General features: G+C 68.0%; 20 protein-coding genes. 12 read left to right on the top strand and 8 right to left on the bottom strand.

The window, feature by feature from the left end; translation table 11 throughout:
* Nucleotides 1–41: 41 nt before the first annotated feature.
* Genes ACFOOQ_RS09545 through ACFOOQ_RS09555 form a run of 3 tightly spaced genes read right to left on the bottom strand, consistent with a single transcriptional unit; the run spans nucleotide 42 to nucleotide 2,292 of the window.
* Entirely contained in the window at nucleotides 42–1,202 is a 1,161-nt protein-coding gene (locus tag ACFOOQ_RS09545) for an alanine racemase (RefSeq protein WP_379725013.1), read from the bottom strand.
* A gap of 15 nt (nucleotides 1,203–1,217) precedes the next feature.
* Nucleotides 1,218–1,601, bottom strand: coding sequence for a PaaI family thioesterase (locus tag ACFOOQ_RS09550; RefSeq protein WP_379725016.1), 384 nt, complete (start codon nucleotides 1,599–1,601; stop codon nucleotides 1,218–1,220).
* Between the two features lie 10 nt (nucleotides 1,602–1,611).
* Nucleotides 1,612–2,292, bottom strand: a complete 681-nt coding sequence (locus ACFOOQ_RS09555; protein ID WP_379725019.1) for a glutathione S-transferase family protein — start codon at nucleotides 2,290–2,292, stop codon at nucleotides 1,612–1,614.
* 274 nt (nucleotides 2,293–2,566) lie between these two features.
* Between ACFOOQ_RS09555 and groES the strand changes: the two genes are divergently transcribed.
* Entirely contained in the window at nucleotides 2,567–2,884 is a 318-nt protein-coding gene (gene groES, locus ACFOOQ_RS09560) for a co-chaperone GroES (RefSeq protein WP_379725022.1), read from the top strand.
* Between the two features lie 47 nt (nucleotides 2,885–2,931).
* Nucleotides 2,932–4,590, top strand: a complete 1,659-nt coding sequence (gene groL / locus ACFOOQ_RS09565; RefSeq protein WP_379725025.1) for a chaperonin GroEL — start codon at nucleotides 2,932–2,934, stop codon at nucleotides 4,588–4,590.
* A 75-nt stretch (nucleotides 4,591–4,665) separates the two neighbouring features.
* Here the strand turns inward: groL and ACFOOQ_RS09570 are convergent, their stop codons facing one another.
* Nucleotides 4,666–6,108, bottom strand: coding sequence for a sensor histidine kinase (locus ACFOOQ_RS09570; RefSeq protein WP_379725028.1), 1,443 nt, complete (start codon nucleotides 6,106–6,108; stop codon nucleotides 4,666–4,668).
* Nucleotides 6,109–6,118: 10 nt separating this feature from the next.
* Nucleotides 6,119–6,865, bottom strand: a complete 747-nt coding sequence (locus ACFOOQ_RS09575) for a response regulator (RefSeq protein ID WP_379725031.1) — start codon at nucleotides 6,863–6,865, stop codon at nucleotides 6,119–6,121.
* Between the two features lie 164 nt (nucleotides 6,866–7,029).
* Here ACFOOQ_RS09575 and ACFOOQ_RS09580 point away from each other — a divergent pair, with 164 nt between their 5' ends.
* From ACFOOQ_RS09580 to ACFOOQ_RS09595, 4 genes are all read left to right on the top strand, one after another.
* Nucleotides 7,030–7,908: a MipA/OmpV family protein gene (locus tag ACFOOQ_RS09580; RefSeq protein ID WP_379725032.1), complete on the top strand. Its 879-nt coding sequence runs from the start codon at nucleotides 7,030–7,032 to the stop codon at nucleotides 7,906–7,908.
* A 124-nt stretch (nucleotides 7,909–8,032) separates the two neighbouring features.
* Nucleotides 8,033–9,361: an Hsp70 family protein gene (locus ACFOOQ_RS09585; RefSeq protein ID WP_379725035.1), complete on the top strand. Its 1,329-nt coding sequence runs from the start codon at nucleotides 8,033–8,035 to the stop codon at nucleotides 9,359–9,361.
* A gap of 176 nt (nucleotides 9,362–9,537) precedes the next feature.
* A complete protein-coding gene (locus ACFOOQ_RS09590) occupies nucleotides 9,538–10,155 on the top strand; it encodes a PAS domain-containing protein (protein WP_379725038.1) in 618 nt (205 codons plus the stop codon).
* Nucleotides 10,156–10,221: 66 nt separating this feature from the next.
* Nucleotides 10,222–10,860, top strand: a complete 639-nt coding sequence (locus ACFOOQ_RS09595) for a PAS domain-containing protein (RefSeq protein WP_379725041.1) — start codon at nucleotides 10,222–10,224, stop codon at nucleotides 10,858–10,860.
* 13 nt (nucleotides 10,861–10,873) lie between these two features.
* Here ACFOOQ_RS09595 and ACFOOQ_RS09600 read toward each other — a convergent pair whose 3' ends face one another.
* Nucleotides 10,874–11,788, bottom strand: coding sequence for a LysR family transcriptional regulator (locus tag ACFOOQ_RS09600; RefSeq protein ID WP_379725044.1), 915 nt, complete (start codon nucleotides 11,786–11,788; stop codon nucleotides 10,874–10,876).
* A gap of 117 nt (nucleotides 11,789–11,905) precedes the next feature.
* Between ACFOOQ_RS09600 and ACFOOQ_RS09605 the strand changes: the two genes are divergently transcribed.
* The 4 genes from ACFOOQ_RS09605 (at nucleotide 11,906) to ACFOOQ_RS09620 (ending at nucleotide 15,550) form a co-directional block, all read left to right on the top strand.
* Nucleotides 11,906–12,913 carry a quinone oxidoreductase family protein gene (locus ACFOOQ_RS09605; RefSeq protein WP_379725047.1) on the top strand — a complete coding sequence of 336 codons (1,008 nt, stop codon included), beginning with the start codon at nucleotides 11,906–11,908 and terminating at the stop codon, nucleotides 12,911–12,913.
* A 213-nt stretch (nucleotides 12,914–13,126) separates the two neighbouring features.
* Nucleotides 13,127–13,657 carry a PAS domain-containing protein gene (locus ACFOOQ_RS09610; protein ID WP_379725050.1) on the top strand — a complete coding sequence of 177 codons (531 nt, stop codon included), beginning with the start codon at nucleotides 13,127–13,129 and terminating at the stop codon, nucleotides 13,655–13,657.
* A gap of 50 nt (nucleotides 13,658–13,707) precedes the next feature.
* Nucleotides 13,708–15,063, top strand: coding sequence for a methyl-accepting chemotaxis protein (locus tag ACFOOQ_RS09615; RefSeq protein WP_379725053.1), 1,356 nt, complete (start codon nucleotides 13,708–13,710; stop codon nucleotides 15,061–15,063).
* A 13-nt stretch (nucleotides 15,064–15,076) separates the two neighbouring features.
* Entirely contained in the window at nucleotides 15,077–15,550 is a 474-nt protein-coding gene (locus ACFOOQ_RS09620) for a PAS domain-containing protein (RefSeq protein WP_379725056.1), read from the top strand.
* A gap of 7 nt (nucleotides 15,551–15,557) precedes the next feature.
* Here ACFOOQ_RS09620 and ACFOOQ_RS09625 read toward each other — a convergent pair whose 3' ends face one another.
* Nucleotides 15,558–16,469, bottom strand: a complete 912-nt coding sequence (locus ACFOOQ_RS09625) for an alpha/beta hydrolase (protein ID WP_379725059.1) — start codon at nucleotides 16,467–16,469, stop codon at nucleotides 15,558–15,560.
* 221 nt (nucleotides 16,470–16,690) lie between these two features.
* Here ACFOOQ_RS09625 and ACFOOQ_RS09630 point away from each other — a divergent pair, with 221 nt between their 5' ends.
* A complete protein-coding gene (locus tag ACFOOQ_RS09630; protein ID WP_379725062.1) occupies nucleotides 16,691–17,986 on the top strand; it encodes an acyltransferase family protein in 1,296 nt (431 codons plus the stop codon).
* A gap of 137 nt (nucleotides 17,987–18,123) precedes the next feature.
* Nucleotides 18,124–18,375, top strand: a complete 252-nt coding sequence (locus ACFOOQ_RS09635) for a hypothetical protein (protein ID WP_379725066.1) — start codon at nucleotides 18,124–18,126, stop codon at nucleotides 18,373–18,375.
* A gap of 24 nt (nucleotides 18,376–18,399) precedes the next feature.
* Here ACFOOQ_RS09635 and ACFOOQ_RS09640 read toward each other — a convergent pair whose 3' ends face one another.
* Nucleotides 18,400–19,422 carry a methionine synthase gene (locus ACFOOQ_RS09640; protein WP_449265801.1) on the bottom strand — a complete coding sequence of 341 codons (1,023 nt, stop codon included), beginning with the start codon at nucleotides 19,420–19,422 and terminating at the stop codon, nucleotides 18,400–18,402.
* Nucleotides 19,423–19,608 lie beyond the last annotated feature (186 nt).

The raw sequence follows: 19,608 nt of genomic DNA on the forward strand, positions 1-19,608 counted from the left end.
CCGACTCAATCCCGAACCGGAGCGTGGCGCAACCTATTCTTTCACCAGCCGTTCACGCGGTCCCATTCGGCGACGACGGCGAGGCCGCCAGCGACGGCCGGGTCGGTGACGTAATAGCGGTCGTACATCGCCGCCGTCATGCAGGAATGGTTGGGCAGCACGCGCAGGCGGCTGCCCGGCGGATGGGCGGACAGGAAATCGGCGGCGCCGCCATCGCGGCGGCCGACCAAGCCATGCTCCTGATGCACGTCGCGCACGGCGAGGTCCGGCAGCGGCACGGCATCGCCTGGCCGGCAGACCAGGCCATAGCCGGTGCCCGGGCTGTGCTCGTTGGCGCCGGTATCCTTCGACAGCGCCAGCCCGCCGGCATCGAGCAGCAGGTGACCGCGGCCCGGATGATGGCTGACCACGGTGGCCAGCACGCTGACGGCAATGTCTTCCATGCGGCAGGAACCGACGCCGGCCTGGAACAGGTCGAAGAACATGTAGTTGCCGGGCCGCATCTCGGTGACACCGGCATAAGATTCGGCATGCAGTGCCGTCGGCGTCGAACCGACCGAGACGATGGCGCAAGCATGACCGGCGGCGCGCAGCCGTCCGGCGGCGGTGACCACCGCCAGCCGCTCGTCTTCGGCAATCGCCTTGATCTCGGCGATGCTGTGGGCGTGGTAGGAATGCCCGGCATGGGTCAGTACGCCGGCGAGTTCCGCGCCGGGCGCGGATAAAGCGGCGGCGAGCGGCAGCAGATCCGGCGAGTCGGGCGCGATGCCGGTGCGGCCGAGGCCGCAGTCGATCTTGATCAGCGTCCGGAAGCGGACGCCGAGCCGCCGGCCGGCAGCGGCGATGGCCTCGGCCACGGCGATATTGTCGGTGATCAGTTTCAGGTCGCAAGCCGTGTCGCGCATGATCGCGGCAGCCTGGTCGAGCTTCTGCGGCGCCACCGGCACGGCGTACAGGATGTCGCGGAAACCGGCGGCGGCGAAATGGGCGGCTTCCACCAGGGTCGAGACGGTGACCGGGCCTTTCGTGCCGGCATGGGCGAGGATGGCGACCGTGGCGGATTTCGCCGTCTTCATATGCGGCCGTAAGCTCAGGCCGAGCGACGCCGCGCGGTCGCGCATGCGCGCGGTATTGGCGAGCAGCCGGGCGCGGTCGAGGATCAGGACGGGGGTGGGCAGGTCGGCAAGCTGAAGCTGGGTCATGCCGCCTCGATAACCCTAGCGCGGCGCCAGCACAAGCTGCGTCTGGGTGACGATTGCGGCCAGCTTGCCATCGGCACGGGTGATCCGGGTCTGCCAGACCATGGTGGTGCGGCCGCGGTGCAGCGGCGTGCATTCGCCATGCGCCGTCTCGCCTGCGGGGATGCCGGCGAAGAAGTTGGTCTTGCTCTCGATCGTCGTGGTGCTGAAGCCCGCGCCGAGATTGGCGATGGTGGCGACGGCGCCGAGCGTATCGGCAAATGCCATCACCGCGCCGCCATGCAGGATGGCCGGCCGGGTGCACAGCTCGGGCCGCACCGGCAGTTCGGCGGTCACCTTCTCGGGCGTCACCTCAAGGACCTTCAGGCCCATCAGGCTGGCAAACGGCAGGTCGATGTCCATGACGGCCTCGTTACTTCATCAACTCGTAAGGCCCGCCGGTCTCCAGCGCCTTGAGATACGCCGGCCGGGCATGGATGCGCTGCAGCCAGTCTTTCAGAGCGGCGTGATCGCCAAGGCCGATGCGGCTCGACGCCGCCTCGACGGGAAAACTCATTATGATGTCGGCGGCGCTGAAATCGGCGCCGGCGAACCACGGGCCGCGTTGCTGCAGTTCGTCGTTCCAGAAGGCGAGCGCGGTGGCGAGCTGCGGATCGGTCAGGCGCTGCTGCACCTTCTTCGCCACCATGCCGACAATCGGCCGCAGCAGGCCCGGCACCTGGCCCGGCAGGCGCAGGAAGATCAGCTTGAGCAGCAGCAAAGGCATCGCCGAGCCTTCCGCGTAATGCAGCCAGTAGGTAAACCGCAGCTTCTCGTCGCTGCCGGCCGGCGGCACCAGGCGGCCCTGCCCGTGTTTCTCGAGGATGTAGTCGAGGATGGCACCGGTCTCGGCAATGGTGCGGCCATCTTCCGTGATCCCAGAATCAGTAATAACCGGCGACTTGCCGAGCGGATGGACCTTCTTCAGCTCCGGCGGCGCCAGCATGTCGGGCCGGCGCTGGTAGCGCACCACCTCGTAGGGGACGCCAAGCTCCTCCAGCAGCCACAGCACGCGCTGGGACCGCGAATTGTTCAGGTGATGCACGGTGATCATCTTGGCCCGCCCCCTCGCACGGGATGGCCGCCAGCCTAGCGGCCGGCCCGGCCGCCGTCATGGTCCGGCCGGGCCCGGGCCGCGGCCTGTCATGAAAAATTATGGCGGAATCCGGGCACTCCCTCCTTGACACTCTGCCGGAGGGTGCTTAGGTGTCTGGCGCTCTCCGTGGGGGAGTGCTAACAGTCCGGCGAATTCCGGCTAACTTATTGATTTTGCTGGATTGACCCGAATTCTGGTTCAACTCTATGCGACAGACATAATGGAGGATCGCATGAAGTTTCGTCCGCTGCATGACCGCGTGGTGGTGAAGCGCCTCGCTGAGGAAGAGCGTACCGCTGGCGGTATCATCATCCCCGACAGCGCCAAGGAAAAGCCGATGCAGGGCGAGATCGTCGCCGTCGGCGCCGGCGCCCGCGATGAAAACGGCAAGGTGCAGCCGCTCGATGTGAAGGCCGGCGACCGCGTGCTGTTCGGCAAGTGGTCGGGCACCGAGGTGAAGCTCGATGGCCAGGAGCTCCTGATCATGAAGGAGTCCGACATCATGGGCATCATCGAAGGCACCCCGGCCAAGAAGTCCAAGGCCGCCTGATCGGCGTCGCCTGATCCCGTCCGTCAAAATTCCAAGGAGAAACAGCTATGGCTGCTAAAGACGTCCGTTTCGGCGCCGATGCGCGCGGCAAGATGCTGCGCGGCGTCGATATCCTCGCCGATGCCGTCAAGGTCACCCTCGGCCCCAAGGGCCGTAACGTCGTGCTCGACAAGTCGTTCGGCGCGCCCCGCATCACCAAGGACGGCGTGACCGTCGCCAAGGAGATCGAGCTTTCCGACAAGTTCGAGAACATGGGCGCGCAGATGGTGCGTGAGGTCGCTTCCAAGGCGAACGACCAGGCCGGCGACGGCACCACCACCGCCACCGTGCTGGCCCAGGCCATCGTCCGCGAAGGCGGCAAGGCCGTCGCCGCCGGCATGAACCCGATGGATCTGAAGCGCGGCATCGACCTCGCCGTCGAGAAGATCGTCGAGGACCTGAAGACCCGCTCGAAGAAGATCTCGGGCGCCAAGGAAATCGCCCAGGTCGGCACCATCTCGGCCAACGGCGACACCGAAATCGGCAACATGATCGCCAAGGCGATGGAAAAGGTCGGCAACGAGGGCGTCATCACGGTGGAAGAGGCCAAGAGCCTCGAGACCGAGCTGGACGTCGTCGAGGGCATGCAGTTCGACCGCGGCTACCTGTCGCCGTATTTCATCACCAATGCCGAGAAGATGATCTGCGACATGGAGAACCCCTACATTCTTCTCCATGAGAAGAAGCTGTCGGGCCTCCAGGCCATGCTGCCGGTCCTCGAGGCCGTCGTGCAGACCGGCCGTCCGCTGCTGATCGTCGCCGAGGATGTCGAGGGCGAAGCCCTGGCCACCCTGGTGGTGAACAAGCTGCGCGGTGGCCTGAAGGTCGCCGCCGTCAAGGCGCCGGGCTTCGGCGATCGCCGCAAGGCCATGCTGGAAGACATCGCGATCCTGACCGGTGGTCAGCTGATCTCGGAAGACCTCGGCATCAAGCTCGAGTCGGTCACCCTGCAGATGCTGGGCACCGCCAAGAAGGTCACGATCGACAAGGAAAACACCACGATCGTTGCCGGCGCCGGCAAGAACAAGGACATCCAGGCCCGTGTTGGCCAGATCAAGGCGCAGATCGAGGAGACTTCCTCGGACTACGACCGCGAGAAGCTGCAGGAGCGTCTGGCCAAGCTGGCCGGTGGCGTGGCCGTCATCAAGGTCGGCGGCGCCAGCGAGATCGAGGTGAAGGAGCGCAAGGATCGCGTCGATGACGCGCTGCATGCGACCCGCGCCGCGGTCGAGGAAGGCATCGTTCCGGGCGGCGGCACCGCGCTGCTGTACTCGGTGCGCGCCATCGACAAGGTCAAGGTCGACAATGCCGACCAGAAGCATGGCGTGGAGATCATCCGCCGCGCCCTGCAGGCTCCGGTTCGCCAGATCGCCGAAAACGCCGGCGTCGATGGCGCCGTGGTGGCCGGCAAGCTGCTCGAGTCGAAGGACACCAGCTGGGGCTTCAATGCCCAGACCGAAGAATACACCGACCTGGTCAAGGCCGGCGTGATCGACCCGACCAAGGTCGTGCGCGTCGCCCTGCAGGGCGCTGCTTCGGTGGCCGGCCTGCTGATCACCACCGAGGCCATGGTTGCCGACAAGCCGGAGCCGAAGTCGGCCGGCGGCGGCATGCCGGGCGGCGGCGGCATGGGTGGCATGGGCGGCATGGGTGGCATGGACTTCTAAGTCCTGCCTTCCGAACGTCCGGAAGTTTACGGAGAGGCCCGGTCGCAAGACCGGGCCTTTTCTTTTTGTCCGGCGTCAGGTGCGGCGCGGCAGGGTCACGGTCGCCAGCAGGCCGCCCTGCGGCGCGGCGGACAGCACGATGCTGCCGCCCTGGGCGGCAATGGCGTCGCGGGCGATGGTCAGCCCGAGCCCGGTGCCGCCGGTCTCGCGGTTGCGCGAGGTCTCGAGCCGGGTGAACGGGCGGAAGGCCATCTCCACCTGGTCGGCCGGGATGCCGGGGCCGTCATCGGCGATGGTGACGGTGAGCGCATCGGCATCGGCCCGCAGCGCCACCTGCACCGCCGTGCCGAACTTGCAGGCATTGTCGATCAGGTTGCCGAAGGCGCGGCGGATGGCGACCGGCTGGCAGACCAGCGCGGCATGATCCGGCCCGTCATACTGGGTCGGGCAGCCGGCATCGGTGGCGGTGTCGCACAGGCTGATCAGCAGCGAGGCGAGATCGATGCCGCTGGAGGGCTCGTCGCGCAGCTGGCTGTTGCCGAAGGTGAGCGTCGCGCTGACCATCGTCTCCATGTCGGCGATATCGGCCAGCACCTGGCGGCGCTGTTCGGCGTCAGGCAGGTATTCGGCGAACAGCCGCAGCCGGGTCAGCGGCGTGCGCAGGTCATGCGAGATGGCGGCGATCATCTGCAGCCGGTCGTCGACGAAACGCTTCAGGCGCAATTGCATCTCGTTGAAGGAGTTGCCGATCGCCTGCAGTTCCGGCGCGTTGAAGCGACCGACCAGGCGCGGCTCGCGGTCATGGCCGAGCCGGTCCGCGGCGGCGGCGAGCTCGTCCAGCGGCCGGACCACGCCGCGCGTCACCCAGATCGACAGCAGGCCGATCATCATCACGGCCAGCAGCGGCAAGGCTACGTTGCGGACCATGCGCAGGGTTTCCTGTCCGTCGCTTTTCGGCATCACCAGCAGCCAGTCGTCGGTGCCGATGCGAAAGGCGATGCGCAGGTCGCTGCTCAGCATGTTGCTGCGCCGGTCATCAAGCGCATCGCGCATCACGATCGGCAGCGGCGGCAGGATGATGACCAGCGGGCGTGCCGAATATTCCGGATCGTCGAGGTCGTCGGCCATCAGCAGCACGTCCTGCGGCGCCAGGCCGAGGGTGTCGGCGATCTGCCGGTGCAGCTCGGCAAAGGCGCCGGCGCGCAGTTCGGCAAAGGCGTTGCCATGCGGGGCATGGCGGAACTCCGGCTTGGCGCCGAGCGGCGTGAAGTCCAGCCATTGCCGCGCCGGCAGGTTCCGCAGCACGCCCGGCCGGTCGGCGGCGGATACGGCGTTGCTGCGGTCGCGCGCCTCGCGCAGGGTGGCGAGCAGCCAGTCGCGGTCGAAGAACATGATGTCGGGCGGCCGGATCACCAGCGGCATCGCCTTGTCGACCGCTTTCACCGCCAGCAGGCCGGCGATGATGACCAGGATCAGGCGGGGCGCCAGGCGCAGGTTGGACCAGATGGGAATGCGCATCGGGATTTCCCTAGCTTCGGTCCGGCACAGCGGTCACCGTTGCGGTGAAGAAATAGCCCTCGTTGCGGATCGTCTTGATCAGGGCAGGGTCCTGCGGGTCGGCCTCGATCTTGCGGCGCAGCCGGCTGATCTGCACGTCGATGCTGCGGTCATAGGCCTGGCTGCTGCGGCCATGCGCCAGGTCGAGCAACTGGTCGCGGGTCAGCACGCGCTGCGGGTGCTCCAGGAAGGCCAGCAGCAGGTCGAATTCGCCGGAGGTCAGGTCGGTCAGCATCCGGTCGGGCGAGGTCAACGTGCGCCGGCTGGCATTGAGGTGCCAGCCGGCGAATTCATAGGTGGAAGCGGGGATGGCCGCGTCGGCCTCCGTATTGGTGCTGGCCGCATTCAGCCGGCGGGTCACGGCACGGATGCGGGCCAGCAGCTCGCGCGGGTTGAACGGTTTCACCACGTAATCGTCGGCGCCGATTTCAAGGCCGACGATGCGGTCGGTGTCGCCGGTCATCGCGGTCAGCAGGATGATCGGCACCTGGCTCTCCGCCCGCATGCGGCGGCACAGCGACAGGCCGTCCTCGCCGGGCATCATGATGTCGAGCACGATCACGTCGATCCGCGCATCGGCACAGATGGCAAACATCTGCCGGCCGTCGGCGGCCTGGCTGACCCGCAGGCCGTGATCGGTCAGGAAACGGGCCAGCATCGCGCGGATGCGCTGGTCGTCGTCGACGATCAGCACATGCCCCGCTCCGGTTGCACTCACGGTGACATCTCCATGCTCCGGCCATGATAGCATCCCGGCCGGACGCGGACGGGAAATTGCAACATTCTGAAACATACCGATACGGCGCTGAAATCCGCCGGCACCGGGCCGCCGCTAGCATGCCCGCCACCTGCCCCTCCCCCAGACAGTGAGCCTGATCCCGCATGTTCGGATTTTCCTTTCTCTGCCGCCCCCGTCGCGTCGCCGGCCTGCCGGTGCTGGTATTGCCGGCACTGATGCTGCCTGTGCTGATCGGCCTGACGGCCGGCCCGGCTTTCGCCCAGCAGGCGGGAAGCCCTCCGACGGACAGCAAGGCCGTCGACAGCAAGACATGGGACATCCGGCTTGGCGCCGGCGTGCTGGTCAAACCCGACTACGAGGGCAGCGACGATTACGAGGTCGCGCCCCTGCCGCTGCTCAGCGTGAATTACCGCGACATCGTGTTCCTCGAGAAAACGACGACACTCGGTGCCAATGTCTTCACCCTGCGGGGACCGGGGCCGAACGACAAGCTGCAGTTCGGACCGCTGCTGCGCTACCAGTTCGGCCGCGACCAGGACAGCAACGATGCGCTGCGCGGCCTCGGCGATATCGATGGCGGCATCGATCTGGGTGCCTTCGTCAATTACCGGGCCGGGCCATGGTCGGCCGGGCTGACGATGTTCCGCGATGTCAGCGATGCCTATGACGGTGGCATGACTGCGCAACTGAAGGGCGGCTATGCCTATCCCATCAGCCAGCGGCTGCGGCTGCGCACGGAAGTCTCGACCACCTGGGCCGATGACAACTATACCGAGGCCTTCTTCGGCATCACGGCGCTGCAGGCCCAGCGCAGCGGCCTGCGGCAGTACCAGGCCGAGGGCGGCTTCAAGGATGCCGGCCTGTCGCTCGCCCTTGATTACAGCCTGACCGACCATTGGGGGCTGACCGGGCTGGTCGGTTACAAGCGCCTGCTCGGCGATGCCGCCGACAGCCCGCTGGTCGAGGACCAGGGATCGGCCAACCAGCTGACCGGTGGCCTGCTGCTCAGCTACAAATTCTGATCGTAGCCGTTTCCGGAGAGGCCCGGTCTTGCGACCGGGCCTTTTTCGTTGTGGGTTGAGCCGCAGGATGCGAACCCCTATAAGGGGCGCCCTTCCAGCAAGCCGCCCAGGATTTCCTCCCGCCATGGCAAAGTCCGCGCCAGCCATCTCTCGCGCCGTGGGTATCGATTTCGGCACCACCAATACCGTCGTGGCGATTGCCGATGCCGATGGTGGTGTCACGCCGGTCCGCTTCAGCCATGGCGATGTCGTGCAGGAGATTTTCCGCTCGGCGCTGTGTTACGAGGATGTTGCGGGCGGCGGCGGCCCACGCCGGATCGACGTCTCGGCCGGCGCGCGGGCGATCGAGCAGTTCCTCACCTCGCCCTACGACCACCGCTTCATCCAGTCGTTCAAGTCCTTCGCCGCCAGCCCGCTGTTCACCGCGACGCAGATCTTCGGCAAGCGCTTCACCTATGAAGACATCCTGAGCGGCTTCCTCGGCCTGCTGCATCGCGAGGCCGGCGCCGCGCTGGCCGGTATCGCGGCCCTGCCGGTGATCGCCGGCCGGCCGGTGCGTTTCGTCGGCGCCGCGCCGGACCCGGCGCTGGCGCTCCGGCGCATGAATGCATCCTACGCCCGTGCCGGCTTTCCCGACGTGCGCTACGCCTACGAGCCGGTCGGCGCCGCCTTTTTCTTCGCCCGCCGGCTGCAGCAGGCCGCCACCATCCTGGTGGCCGATTTCGGCGGCGGCACCAGTGACTTCTCGCTGATGCGGTTCGAACGAGGCACTAAAGGGATGACCGCCACGCCGCTCGGCCATGCCGGTGTTGGCGTCGCCGGCGATGCCTTCGATTTCCGCATCATCGACAATGTGGTCGCGCCGCGGCTCGGCAAGGGCGGCCTGTACCGGAGCGACGGCAAGAACCTGCCGATGCCCGGCCAGTATTACGCGCAGTTCGCCCAGTGGCATCAGCTCGCCATGCTGAAATCGCCGAAAGTGCTGGCCGACCTGCGTCGTCTGGCCAGGGCCGCCGTCACGCCGGCGGCGATCGAGGATTTCATCACCGTGGTGGAGATGGACCTGGGCTTCGGCCTCTACCGCGCGGTATCAGACGCCAAGACGGCGCTGTCCGCCGCCGCGCGCACGGAGTTGTGCTTCGACATGGAAGGCGTGACCATCCGCGAGCGCATCAGCCGCAAGGATTTCGAAGGCTGGATCGCGCCCGACCTGGCGCAGATCGATGCCGCGCTCGATCAGGTTTTCAGCCTGGCGGGGCTCGCACCGGCCGCCGTCGACCAGGTGTTCATGACCGGCGGTTCGTCGTTCGTGCCGGCCCTGCAGGACCTGTTTGCGGCGCGCTTCGGCGCGGCGCGGCTGGCGACCGGCGACCAGCTGCAGTCGATTGCCTCGGGCCTGGCGCTGATCGGCCTGGAGCAGGATGCGGGGCATTGGCTGGCGCCGGCCGACTGAAACCGGGCTGCCACGGGGCACGGCGCTGGCAAACCGGCGAAAACGGCCCCGGACATTTCCGTTTTTTAAGCATGGTCCCAAGGGGATATCCGGATAGTAACGCGACGGGCGGAAACCCTGGCCCCTATGGTTCGAACCAGCAGTGTCCAACCAAAGGTTCCGTCAGGACCAGCCTCATGGCCCGTTTCCCGTTCCTCCGCCCCGCTTCCGGCACCCGGCCGCGCCGCGCCGATACGCTCGACGTGATCGTCGAGCCGACCCTGCGCCGGCTGGCCGATTACTGGCTGTCGCGCCGGGCCGGGCAGGTGATGCCGCGCCGGGCCGACATTGATCCGGTCGATATTCCCTGGGCGCTGTCGCAGCTTTTCCTGGTCGACTGCGTCAGCGACGCCGGCCGCGGCGCCGATGGCGGCCGCTGGCGCTATCGCTACCGGCTGGCCGGCGAGGAGGTCGAGAAGGTGTTCCGTGCCAGTTCCGGCCGCCACAGCCTGCGTGGTGCCTGGCTTGACGATATCCTCGAGCCGCAGCATCTGACGCCGGTGATGGCGCGCTGGCGGCCGCTGCCGGACGACGGCTGCATCGTCTACATGCAGGGCATGATCTACCGCATGGCCGACTGCCTGGCGCGCGGCGGCCGCATCATGCTGCCGCTGGCCGATGAGCCCGGCGGTCCGGTCACCGGCCTGATCGGCGCCACCGACTGCGACTGGGAATGCCGCAAGGCGGCCGACAGCGCGACGGCCATGCCGGCGGATATCGCCGTCACCTATATCCCCGCCGGCATGCTGGCCTGAACCAGGATTCGCCGTGGCGGTCCGGGCCTTCCAGCCGGCTCACCTTCCACTAGACTGGGGTCCGTCATGAACGCCACCTTTTCCCTGGTCGACGATCCCGAAGCCTACCGCGCCGGCATCCGGGTGGTGATGACGGAACGGCGCCGCGTCGCCGATACGTTCGAGTGCATCGGCGATCCGCTGCTGCGCCGGCTGGGCGACTACTGGCTGTCGCTGCGGACGGGCCGCCCGATGCCGTCGCGCCGCGACATTGATCCGGCCGCCATGCCCTGGGCCCTGCCCTACGTCTATCTGGTCGACTGCCTCACCGATGCCGGGCCGGGCGCTGATGGCGGTCGCTGGCGTTATCGCTATCGCGTCGCCGGCGAGGCCATCGAGCAGGTGTTTCGTGGCCGCATGGGGCGCAGCAGTGCCCGCCATGTCTGGCTCGACGACATGATCGCGCCCGAAGCCCTGCCGCTGGTGATGGAACGCTGGCGGCCGCTGGCGGAATCCGGGCAGATCCTGTTCATGCAGGGCATGATCTACCGGCTGGCCGACCGCTTTGCCCGCGGCTGCCGGCTGATGCTGCCGCTGGCGGAAATCCCGGGTGGTCCGGTCACCGGCTTCATCGGCATCACGCGATGCGACTGGACGATACCGGTCATCGACCCCGCCGCAGCCGACATCACCATCACCCATATCCCCGCCGCCGGACTCGCCTGAGCGCCCGAGAGCATCAGCGCCGGCGCGCGGCCTTGCGCGCCGTGCCGGCCGCGAGCAGGGCGCGCTCGTTCTCGAACAGCGCAATCAGGAAATCCATGCCAGCCCGCACCCGCGGCGCGCGGCGCAGATCCGGATGCACCAGCAGCCAGATCTCGCGGTCGGCTGCCGCCGCATCGAGCGGCAGCAGTCTCAGCAACGGGTCCTGCGCGGCGAGGAAATGCGGCAGGGCGGCGATGCCAAGTCCGGTCCGCGCCGCCTGGTGCAGGCTGGCGAGGTCGTTGGCGGCAAAGGCCAGCGGCCGGCCGCCGGCCAGCTTCAGCAGCAGGCGCTGCTGCGGCACCGCCTCCAGGCTGTCGTCATAGCCGACATAGTCGCGCGCCGCCGATGATCGCCACGCCGCGCGATAGCTGCGCGCCGCATAGAAGCCGAAACCAAGCGTGCCGAGCCGGCGCGCCACCAGCCGGCCGTCGGCCGGTTTGCTCAGGCGCACGGCAAGGTCGGCCTCGCGGCGGCCGAGATCGGCAGCCTCCTTGCCACCGGCGAGCTCCAGGCTGATGCCCGGGTGCCGCTGCCGGAAGCCCAGCAGGCGCGGCGCGATGAAGGCGGCGGCCACCACCGGCGGTGCAGCGATGCGCAGGCTGCCGGCCAGGCCACCGGCCGCATCGCCCGCGGCACCGCCGGCCTGGCGGCCGAGTGCCAGCGCCTCCTGCTCGACCCGTTCGGCGGCGGTCAGCAGCCGCAGGCCTTCCTCGGTCAGCGCATAGCCGCGCGCCAGCCGGTCGAACAGCTTCAGCCCGAGCCGCCGTTCCAGCGTCGCGATGCGCCGCGCCACCGTGGTGTGGTCGACCTTCAGCCGCCGTGCTGCCGCCGACAGTGACGGGCTGCGCCCGAGTTCGAGGAAATAGCGGATGTCGTCCCAGTCTCTCATGGCGCCCTGCCATATTGTGCAAAAACACACATTCACTCTGCAGGAATATCATCTTCTGTGGATTTTCGCAGGCGCTAGTTTGTCCCCGCCGACAGACATGCCCAGGAGGATCCGGCAATGAATGCACCGATGCAGCGCACGGCCAGCGACGTGACGACCCAGGTGATTGAAATGGCCCGCACCGGCGGCCCTGAGGTACTGCAGCCGGCCGAACGCCGGCTGGCCGCGCCGGGGCCGGGCGAGGTGCTACTGCGCCAGCAGGCGGCCGGCGTCAGCTTCGTCGACACCTATCACCGCACCGGTCTCTATCCGCTGCCGCTGCCGGCCGTGCCCGGCATCGAGGGCGCCGGCATCGTCGCGGCCGTCGGCCCTGATGTCACCGCGGTGGCGCCGGGCGATCGCGTCGCCTGGATGGGCCATCCGGTCGGCGGCTATGCCGCGGCGCGGCTGCTGCCGGCGGCGCGGCTGGTGAAGCTGCCCGACGACGTCGGCTTCGATACGGCCGCCGCCGTGCTGGCACGCGGCATCACCGCGCATATGCTGCTGCAACAGGTCTATCCGGTCGGGCCGGGCACCATTGTGCTGGTGCATGCCGCCGCCGGCGGCCTCGGGCTGATCCTCGTGCAATGGGCGAAGCGGCTCGGCGCCACGGTGATCGGCACCGTCGGCTCGGCGGCCAAGGCGGCGCTGGCCGAACGCCACGGCCTCGACCATGTGATCCTGTACCGCGAGCAGGATGTCGCGGCGACGGCGCGGGCGCTCACCGATGGCCGTGGCGTCGATTACGTGATCGACGGCATCGGCGGCGACATGCTGCGCAAGAGCCTCGACTGCGCCCGGCTGTTCGGCACGGTGGCCAGCGTCGGCCAGGCCGGCGGCCCGGTCGCGCCGCTCGACGTGCATGAGATCGGCCCGCGCCGCGCGCTCAGTTTCGTGCGGCCGAGCGTCATGGCCTACAGCAGCCTGCCGGAGCATTACCAGCCGGCGGCGCAGGCGGTGCTGGCCATGCTGCAGGCCGGCCTGCAGGTGGAGATCGGCGCGCGCTATCCGCTGGCGGCCGCCGCCGAGGCGCATCGTGCGCTGGAGGCGGGGCAGACCACCGGCTCGGTGCTGCTGGAGATGTGAAGGCGGCCTTCCGGCAGGCCGGTCCTGCTGCGACGGTGTCGCAGGGGAAGGCCCGGCAGCCCGGGAGATCGTCGGTGCTGACGCCACAAATTTGTGAATCATGGTTTCGACTCAATAAGATAAAAGAATTTTAGAATGAAAATAATTCCTTGCCTCGGGTGAAAAACCGCAGAATGTAATCGCCGGTTGTTCAACCTCCGGGGGGAAGGAAGAATGCAGCGGCCACAGCCGACCGCCACAGAGCGGAGTTTTTCCGAGCACGAGATCATCGTCAGCAAGACCGACCTCAAGGGCCGGATGACCTATGTGAACGACGTGTTCTGCAAGGTCGGCCTCTATGAGGAAGAGGAACTGCTCGGCCAGCCGCACAGCATCCTGCGCCATCCCGACATGCCGCGCGCCGTCTTTCACCTGCTGTGGCAGCGCATCCAGGAGGGCGCCGAGATCTTCGCCTATGTGAAGAACATGGCGAAGAACGGCGACTTCTACTGGGTACTGGCCCATGTGACGCCGAGCCACGACCTGCAGGGCAAGGTCGACGGCTACCATTCGAACCGGCGTCTGCCCGGCCGCAATGCGCTGGCGGTTATCGAACCGCTGTACAAGCGGCTGCTCGCCGAAGAGCAGCGCCAGGCCGACCGCAAGCTGGGCATGCAGGCCGGCGCCGCGCTGCTGAACGACGTGCTGCGCGAACGGCAGCAGGGTTACGACGAATTCGTGCTTGGTCTGGCCACCATGGACTGACGGCGCCGGCGGCGGACCGCCGGCAGGGAAACGCCAACGGAGGGGAAGGCATGTTTGGTGCATCGCAGTACAGGCGGGCCTTGGACGAAATCGACGCGGTCTGCGCCCGGGTGGCCCGGGGCGACCTCTCCGGACGCATCCTGCATCTCCGGCAATACGGCACGCTGGCACCCACGCTGGCACGGTTCAACCGCATGCTCGACCTGACTGATGCCTATATCCGTGAATCCGGCGCATCGCTGGCCTTCGCGGCGGATGGCAAATACTACCGGCCCTTCCTGCCGACCGGCATGGTCGGCCATTTCCGCCAGGGCGCCGTCACCATCAACCGCGCCCGCGAGGCGATGAAGGCCGGCGCCGAGGAAAGCGCGCGGCTGGAAGGCGAGGTCTCGGGCCTGGTCGGCGCCGCCGCGCGCGGCGACATGAGCGGTCGCCTGCCGCTGGACGGCCGCAGCGGCTTCATGCGCCAGCTCGCCGAGGGCATCAACGCGCTGGTCGCGCGCACCCACGAGGCCTGCAGCGGGGTGGCCGGCGTGATCGCCGGGCTGGCGCGCGGCGATCTCGGCCATACCGTCGAAGGCCATTACGAAGGCATCTTCGCCGCGGTGCAGGGCGACGTGAACCGTACCATCGGCACGCTGCGCGACGTGGCGGCCCGCCTCGGCGACAGCGCCGCCGCGGTGCAGACCGCCGCCGCCGAAATTTCGGAAGGCAGCCGCAATCTCGCCACCCGCACCGAAAGCCAGGCCTCGACGCTGGAGCAGACCGCGGCAGCGATGCACCAGATCACCGCCACGGTGAAACAGAATGCCGACAACGCCCAGGCCGCCAGCCAGCTCGCCGTCGCTGCCCGCGATACCGCCGATCGCGGCGGTTCGGTGGTCGCCGATGCGGTGACGGCCGTGACGCAGATCGAGGAGAGTGCGCGCAGGATTGCCGATATCGTCGGCCTGATCGACGAGATCGCCTTCCAGACCAACCTGCTGGCGCTGAACGCCAGCGTGGAGGCGGCGCGCGCCGGCGAAGCCGGCAAGGGTTTTGCCGTGGTTGCCCAGGAAGTGCGTGCACTGGCGCAGCGCTCGGCCAATGCGTCGAAGGACATCAAGGCGCTGATCACCGAATCGAACGCCCAGGTGAAGACCGGCGCCGCCCTGGTCAACCGCACCGGCGACTCGCTTGGCGAGATCGTCGCGGCAGTGAAAAAGGTTGTCGATATCGTCGCCGAGATTGCGACCGCGAGCGGCGAGCAGGCGCATGGCCTCGACGAGGTCAACACCGCCGTCGCCAGCCTCGACGAGATGACCCAACGCAACGGCGCCCTGGTGGAGGAGACCTCGGCCGCGGCCCGGGCGCTGGCCGACCAGGCCGGCCAGCTCGGCGGCATCGTCGGCTTCTTCCGTCGCTGAGCGCCTGTCCGCGATGAACGATGCCCGCGACGTGCTCTGTGCCCGCTGCCCGGTTCGCGGCCGCGGCTGTCGCAACCAGCTCCTGAATCTCTACGATTACTGGGATGGCAAGCGGCGTGGCCGGGCTTTCCCGGCCCGTGCCGATATCGATCCGCTCGAACTTGGCCAGATGCTGCCCAACCTCTTCCTGGTCGATGTGCTGGAGGCTGCGCCGCATTTCCGCTACCGCCTGTCCGGCGGCAATGTCGACGAAATCCACGGCCAGAGCCTGACCGGCAAGACGCCGCGCCATATCCGCACGGCAGACGTCGCCGCCGCGGTGGAGCAGCGTTACCGCGAAATCGTCGCCGCGCGCCAGCCACGCTGTGATCATGTGACGATGCTGGCCGAGGACCATACCTTCTGGCATTACGAATGCCTGCTGCTGCCGCTCTCCGAAGACGGCGAGCGGATCAACATGCTGCTCGGCGGCATCTACGAGACGTGACGGCGCCTTACGGCAGGCCGAGACTGGCGAGGAAGCCGTCGACCGCTTCGGTATAGGCGCCGGGCTCGCCCAGCCGGTGATTGATGTCGTGGTGGGTCATCTCGACCGGCAGCAGGCTGACGCGGCCGCCGAGCGCCGCGGCCTTGGCGGCAAAGGCCTTGGCCGGTGGGCAGGAATCGGTCCGCCGCGTCGAGCAGACCAGCAGCATCGGCGCCGGCGCCGCGGTCAGGTGATAGAGCGGCGAGGCCTGGCGCCAGTAGCTCGCCTTGTCACCGAACACGCGATTGTAGAAGCGCAGATGGGTCCGCTGCATGATCTCGACGACATCCAGCGCCGCGGAATCGAGCGACACGGTGCCCAGCCAGGGCTTTGCGCCCTGGCGTTTCGCGAATCCCGCATCGGCGGCGAGAAACGCCACCAGATGGGCACCGGCGGAGTGGCCGACCAGCAGGATGCGGGCGGGATCGCCGCCCCAGCCGGCGGCGCGGGCCTGCACGGCGGCCAGCGCATGGCCGACATCGGCGGCCTGGGTCACCGGATCGGCCTCGCGCAGCAGGCGGTAATTCACCGAGACGAAGATCATGCCGCGGCCGACCCAATGCGCCATCTTGGCGCCGGCGACACCGGCCGAGGCCTTGTCGCCGAGCGCCCAGAAGCCGCCATGCACCATCACGATCACCGGCATCACGATCGCTGGCGCATGATCGGCATGAGCGGGGATATAGACATCCATATGCTGGGCGCGGGCCTCGCCATAGGCCAGGTCGCGCAGGATGCGCGTGCCCGGCGGCGGCGGCGGGTCGGGCGCCGCTTCGGCCGGCCCGTCATCCAGCGGATCGTGCAGGCCCGGCGCCGCCAGCACCGGCGCGGCAGCGAGCAGCAGGACGGACAGGAAAGTCAGGTGCAGGAGCGGACGCATCCGGTGACACTCTCGGACAGAAGACTGCCAAGTATACGGCGGAAGACGGCCGATCCTGCGCGCGCGTTGTCGCAGGCCCCGTTGTAACAGGCCGCAGCATTCCCGTGACATTGCCCTGACCTCGCCGTGACAAGGCCGCCGCGCGCGATGCGCCGCGCCAGATCGCTCCTCATATGGCTGGTGCCGTCTTTTTTTCAGCACCCGCCTGCCAGGGGTCCGTCATGCAGCCTTCGCCACCGCCGCCGTTGCCTGTGCCGTCGCCTGCAGCCGTGCCGCCCTCGTCATCCCGGCGGCCCAAGGGACAAAGACTGGCGCATCTCGACGGCCTGCGCGGCTGGGCGGCGCTGTTCGTGGTGTTCCACCACCTGCTGCTGACCTTCGCGCCGGCCTTCGACGATCACAGCAGCCCGGCGGCGCCGCTGTTCGCACCGTTTTCCTTTCTCACCGACGGGCCGCTGGCGGTCGGCATCTTCTTCGTGCTGTCCGGCATCGTGCTCGCCGTCGCCGTCGATGCCGCCGTCGACCGCGCGCCGGGCTGGCGCGGCCGGGCGGGCTTTGCCGGCCTGGTGGTGAAACGCTGGCTGCGGCTGGCGCTGCCGATCCTCGCCGCCGGCCTGGTCGTGCTGGCGCTATTCGCCATGGGCCTCGACCTCAACGCGCCGCTCGGCTGGAGCGTGGCGTCCGGCTGGATGCGCGATTTCTTCCCCGCCGGCTACCGGCCCGACCTCTGGGGCGTGCTGCGCGAGGCGACGCTCGGCGCCTTCATCGGGCCACAGACGCCGCTGCATGATCCGGTGCTGTGGACCATCCGCATCGAATTCCCCGGCTCGCTGCTGGTCTTCGCGCTCAAGCTGCTGGTGCCGCGCGGCCGGCCGGCGGCGCTGGCGGCCTTCGCGCTGGCCGTCGTGCTGCTGGTGCAGCCGTTCTGGATCTTCAATTACTGTGCGCTGTTCGCCATCGGTGTCGGCTTCCGCGAGATCGCCCGCAGCGAAAGCCGCGCCGCGTGGTTTCCGCACTGGCACGAGCCGCTCGGCCTGTCGCTGATCCTCGCCGGCGCGGTGCTGTTCCCGGTGCTTGATGTCGATACCGGCGGCACGCTGCAGCGCTTGGGCGAGACCGACGCCAGCGGCCTGCATCTGATGCCGGGCATGCTGCGCGCCACGCTGGTGGTGGCCGGTGTCATGCTGTCGCCGGGCATCCAGCGGCTGCTGTCGAACGCGGTGTCGGATTTCCTCGGGCGGATTTCGTTTGGCATCTACCTGCTGCATGCGCCGGTGCTGTGGTCGCTGGGCGGGCTGACCTTCCTGCCGCTGGAGACCCGCTTCGGCACTCTGCCGGCGGCGTTGAGCGCCAGCCTCGCCGTGGTCGCCGTCGCCTGCCTCGCCGCGCTCGCCTTCCACCGCCTGGTGGAGCAGCCGGCGATGTGGCTGGCCGGCCGTGCCGGGCGGCTGGTGGCCAGTCTGGGCGGCGCGGGGCAGCGCGCATCGGCAGAGGAATATCGCGATAAACCGGCATAATCCGGCCGGTAACCCGGAAGATTACCGCCTCGTCATATCCATCCGGAGGCGGATGCCCTATGATGGCGGCTTCCCCATGTGGCTCCGCCTGACGGTTTTGCGGCTCCATATTTCCCGCACCGACCGATGAGGATGGCATGGCCAGTCACGGAATTACCGCCGAAGAGGCGAAGCGCCGCGCCGAGATGCGCTTCCAGAAAAACGCCCAGCGCGAGAACGAGATCCGCGCGGCCGCCGAGAGCGAACGGGCCCGCAGCATTGCCGAGACGGCCAAGATCGAAAAGCTGCGCAGCCTGCGGCTGGCCAAGGAAGCGCAGGACCGCGCCACGCCCGCACCTGCGCCCGTGCGCAAGCCGGCCGCGAAGAAGGTGGCTGCCGCAGTTTCCTGAGGCCGCAGCAAGCCTGCGCGGCCGTCAGCCCCAGCGTTCGCGGGCGAGCTTGGCGCCGGCGCCGAGCGCATTCAGCTTGGCGATCGCCAGTTCGCGGTCGAGCGGCGCCAGCCCGCAGTTGGTGCAGGCAATGATGTTTTCCTTCGGCACGTATTTCATCGCCAGTCCGATGGTGTCGGCGACCTGTTCCGGCGTCTCGACCTGATCGGTGGCGACGTCGATCACGCCGACCATGACCTGCTTGCCGTCGAGCAGCTTCATCAGGTCGGGCGGCACGCGGCTGTTGCGGCATTCCAGCGAGACCTGGTCGATGCGGCTTTTCGCCAGCGCCGGGAAGAAATCCTCATACTGCCGCCATTCGCTGCCGAGTGACTCTTTCCAGTCGATATTGGCCTTGATGCCGTAGCCGTAGCAGATATGCACGGCCGTCGTGCAGGTCAGGCCGTCGATGGCGCGATGCAGCGCCTCGATGCCCCAGCTGGCGGCCTCTTTGGTATAGGCGTTGAAGGCCGGCTCGTCGAACTGCACGATGTCGATGCCGTCGGCCTGGAGCGCGCGGGCCTCCTGGTTCAGCAGGTCGGCAAAGGCCATCGCCATCTTGATGCGGTCGCCGTAATGGGCATCGGCGATGGTATCGATGATGGTCATCGGGCCGGGCAGGGTGAACTTGGTGCGGCGCTTTGTATGGCCGCGCAGCAGCTTCGCTTCGGTCGCATGGGCGCGGCCCTTCATCTTCAGGGCGCCGACGACTTTCGGCACCATCGCCTTGTAGCGGTCGGCGCGGATGCCCATCTCGACCTTGTGCTCGAAGTCGATGCCGTCGACGAATTCGAGGAAGCCGTGCACGAAATGCTGCCGGCTTTGTTCGCCATCGCCGATGGTGTCCAGCCCGGCATCTTCCTGCTGCTTGATCCACAACAGCGTGGCATCGCGCTTGGCCAGTTCGAGCTCCTGGCCCATGGCCTTCCACAGCGGCCACAGCTTGTGGGTCTCGGACAGCCAGAACGGCTTCGGCAGGCTGCCGGCAACGGCGGCGGGGAACAGCATGGCGATTTCCTCCCGGATACTTTAACGGAGACTGGACGTGACGGCGCTGGCGCGATGCGCCGGGCCGGGACAATAGCGCATGCCGGTGCGGTCTATCCAGCGCCCGCGGCCGGAAACGGCAGGGCGGGCCGTTTGTGCGCCGCCGGTCGATGGTCGCAATGCAGCATGATCGCGCCGGCCTTCGGA

Origin of the sequence: Ferrovibrio xuzhouensis, assembly GCF_042648965.1 — a bacterium.
In the GTDB taxonomy this organism is placed as follows: domain Bacteria; phylum Pseudomonadota; class Alphaproteobacteria; order Ferrovibrionales; family Ferrovibrionaceae; genus Ferrovibrio; species Ferrovibrio xuzhouensis.